The organism is Bacillus sp. P4_D3 (genome assembly GCF_056401855.1).
In genome coordinates, this window is record NZ_JBFUIN010000332.1 from 1 (window position 1) to 3,524 (window position 3,524).

Here is a 3,524-nt window from a genome sequence, read left to right on the forward strand (position 1 = left end):
TCTTATTTCTATATTTATCGACAAACTCACCATTTAATAAAGCAAAGTCAACTTGACCGCTATCATATAAATTCACACGAGTTGCTTGCTCTTTTACAACGCTATAGTTAATTTCATCTAATTTTACAGTCTTTTTATCCCAATATTGATCATTTTTCTTCAACTTCCAACCTTGCTCATGTTTCCAGTCAGTAAGAACGAACGGTCCATTATAAACTACTGTATCAGATTCTAAACCGTATTTATCCCCTTTTTCTTTTACAAATTTTTCATTTAGTGGATAATACGATGGAAATGCTACTAAGTTTAAGAAGTACGGTACCGCTTGCTCTAATTCAACTTCAAGCGTATAATCATCCAACGCTTTCGCTCCTAATTCAGTTACAGGTTTTTCTCCTTTATTAACCGCTTCTGCATTTTTTAGTGGGAATGCGATAAACGCATACTCAGCAGCTGTTTTCGGATCTAATAGACGTTGCCATGCATATACGAAATCTTTCGCAGTTACTGGGTCACCATTTGACCATTTTGCATCTTTACGTAGTTTAAATGTATATTTTTTACCATCTTCACTTTTCGTACTAGATTCCGCGGCAGCTGGAGTTGGCTTATTATCTTTATCTAGGCGATATAAACCTTCCATTGTATTTCCTAAAATTTGCGAACCAAGTGTATCCGTATTTTTCGAAGTATCCATCGTTGGAATTTCATTTGTTTCTGTGCGATTTAACACTTGTTTTGCCGCTAATTTTCCCTCTGACTTGCTATCTCCACTTGAGTTTGTACTTGTCTTCTTATCTCCGCCTGATGTAGAACATGCTGTTAATGCCATGCTCATTGCTAAAACCGGTACTACAACTGCTGTTAGTTTTTTCATTTTTTTCTTTTTCATTTTCTGTACCCTCCCTAATTCTAAACGATATCTATTTAAGAATTTTCTGATAATTCTGTTTTTCTTTATATATTTATCAGACGATTCTTACTACCTCTTATTCTACTAATTTTTAAAAATTTGTAAAGTGTTATTATTGAAAATTTTTAAAAAATTATTTTTTTACAGTAATATTCATAAAAATTCTATATAGTTTTTTAATATCATTTTCCATCGTTACATATACACTATTTTAATAGTGTATATTATGTTTTCTAATAAACAGACTGTAGATTGTCGTTAATAAATAATGTATATTTTAGAAATCTCTTTCCTACAAAAACGAAAAAAGCCCACTTTCTCAGTGGACTTTCTAATTTACAACGGTAAATCCCTCTTCCTAAACACTACAATTGCTACTATGAAGATACAAAGCGCTCCAGCAGTTAAGCCTATACTTAGCGGCCATATATTATATGTTCCTTCAGCAATTTCTTTCGGACGAAACAATGTAAACAAGGATATATTTCTCATCCACTCTAACTTATCACTTAATTTCCCTACCATATCTAATACGAAAAATAAGATTGTTAAACTTGCTGAGTAGCTAAGTGCCTTCCTTTCATCATTACATATACAGGAAAAGAAAAATGAATAGGCACTAACTACTAAAAATATAAGCCCTCCGACTACGTTTATTTTCAAAAATAATTCTTTATTTAAATTATTATCTTTTAAAAACCATTCTGCGCCTAATAAKCCCGCTACGTAAGTAACAATTACAATAATTAGTAATCCCAATATGAGAACGGTAGCTTGTGTAATTGCAATTTTCACCCTTGATACAGGTGTTGCTAATAAATATGCCATCGCCCCTTTATCTACATGACGAGCAATTAAATGTGTTGCAACCGTGACGCAAAAAATTGTTAAAATGATAATAAACAATAGGCTATAATATTCACCAGCTAAAAAATCCATTACATTTTGAATTGGGCTTTCCATTCCAACGATTTTTTTTACACTATCAGGCATGGCACTTATTAATTCATTTAAACCTTTCGCTGAAACCATCGATGGGAATATCCAAATTAATAACCATAAATAAAGAGCTGCACCAGTAGCATAGCTCAATATACTTTTTTGAGTTTCTTTCAAACTAGCTAAAAATAGTTGTTTATTCATGCTTTATCCCTTCTTTCTTCTCGTAATAATGCATAAATAAATGTTCTAAATCCGTCGCTCTCGTTTGAAGTGCCGTTACATTATAGTTTGAAAGTATTTGTAAAACTGTTTGGTAGTTTCCTTGCACAATAATTGACGCCTCTCTACCTTTCACCCCTTCAAATTGCAAATCACATTGTTTAAGAGACTCGATTTCTTCTTGAGATGATACTGTTACATCTATTACTTGTCTTCGCATTCCTTGTAAATCATGAATATCTTCTACGGTTACAAGATGTCCATCTTTAATAATAGCTACTCTGTCACAAGTTCTCTCAATTTCAGTGAAAATATGTGATGACATAAGGATTGTTTTCCCTCTTTGCTTTTCCTCTAATATTAAATCTATAAATACTTGTTGCATAAGTGGATCGAGTCCTGATGTTGGTTCATCTAAAATTAATACTTCTGGATCATGCATAAATGCCGCAACTATCCCTACTTTTTGTTTCATTCCTTTAGACATTTTTCGAATTGGTATTTTCACATCGAATTGCAAACGTTCTATCAATTCATCTCGTCTTTTTATATCTTTTAACCCACGCATTCCTTGCATTAAATTTAAAAACTCTAATCCATTCATTCCTTCAATAAAAGAAATTTCTCCTGGTAAATAGCCAACTTCTCTTTGAATTTTCGCAGCATCTTCCCAACAATCTAATCCAAAAATCGTTGCTTTACCAGCTGCTGGTTTTATAAATCCCATTAAGTTACGAATCGTTGTTGATTTTCCAGCTCCATTTGGTCCTAAGTAGCCAAAAACTTCCCCTTCTTTCACTTCAAATGTAATATTAAACAAGCCTTTCCCATTTGAAAACTGTTTTGTGACATTTTGAACTGAAATCATAAGCCCACCTCATTTTTTGAAATATTTAATGTGTGATATTTCAAAATTATTGTACTCCTCATCTTTCATATTCGCAACAACTTTTTGAAATATTTATATGTCCATATTTCAAAAATATTGTTTTCAATTATTTTTTCTTGTATATTTTAAATGAGGTGATTACTTTGAACGGCTTTGAAAAAGTGAAAGAAAAGAAAAAACGTGCCATTAAAGATGCGGCCTTTATATTATTTTCAGAACGCGGATTTAATGAAGTAAAAATAGAACATATTGCAAAAAAAGCAAACGTTTCTCAAGTTACAATTTATAATCATTTCGGAAGTAAAGATGCGTTATTTAGGGAACTTATACAAGAATTTATAATATCTGAATTTCAATATTATAAAGATCTTGCAGAAGAAAAATTACCTTTTCATGATATGATGCAAAAAATGATTGTAAGAAAAATGAATACTGGGGGGTTATTTCAGCCTGATATGTTACTACAAATGATGCAAAGAGACGAAACGCTCCGAGAATTTATTTATAGTTATCAAAACGAAAAAATCTTGCCTTGGTATTTAGAAATATTAGAACAAGCAC

Annotated in this window: 4 protein-coding genes; 1 reads left to right on the top strand and 3 read right to left on the bottom strand. The window is 31.8% G+C overall.

Annotation, left to right across the window (positions count from 1 at the left end; translation table 11 throughout):
- From AC1DTM_RS20490 to AC1DTM_RS20500, 3 genes are all read right to left on the bottom strand, one after another.
- Positions 1-892, bottom strand: an 892-nt coding sequence (locus tag AC1DTM_RS20490) for a peptide ABC transporter substrate-binding protein (protein WP_477000751.1), incomplete at its 3' end; no start/stop codon positions are given.
- 357 nt (positions 893-1,249) lie between these two features.
- Positions 1,250-2,056, bottom strand: a complete 807-nt coding sequence (locus tag AC1DTM_RS20495; protein WP_016105818.1) for an ABC transporter permease subunit — start codon at positions 2,054-2,056, stop codon at positions 1,250-1,252.
- The gene (locus tag AC1DTM_RS20500) at positions 2,049-2,942 is read right to left on the bottom strand and encodes an ABC transporter ATP-binding protein (RefSeq protein ID WP_016105819.1); all 894 of its coding nucleotides are present in this window, start codon (positions 2,940-2,942) and stop codon (positions 2,049-2,051) included. The genes AC1DTM_RS20495 and AC1DTM_RS20500 overlap by 8 nt, the downstream gene beginning before the upstream one ends.
- 155 nt (positions 2,943-3,097) lie before the next feature.
- Here AC1DTM_RS20500 and AC1DTM_RS20505 point away from each other — a divergent pair.
- A partial coding sequence (locus tag AC1DTM_RS20505; protein WP_477000752.1) for a TetR/AcrR family transcriptional regulator occupies positions 3,098-3,524 on the top strand: 427 nt, incomplete at its 3' end.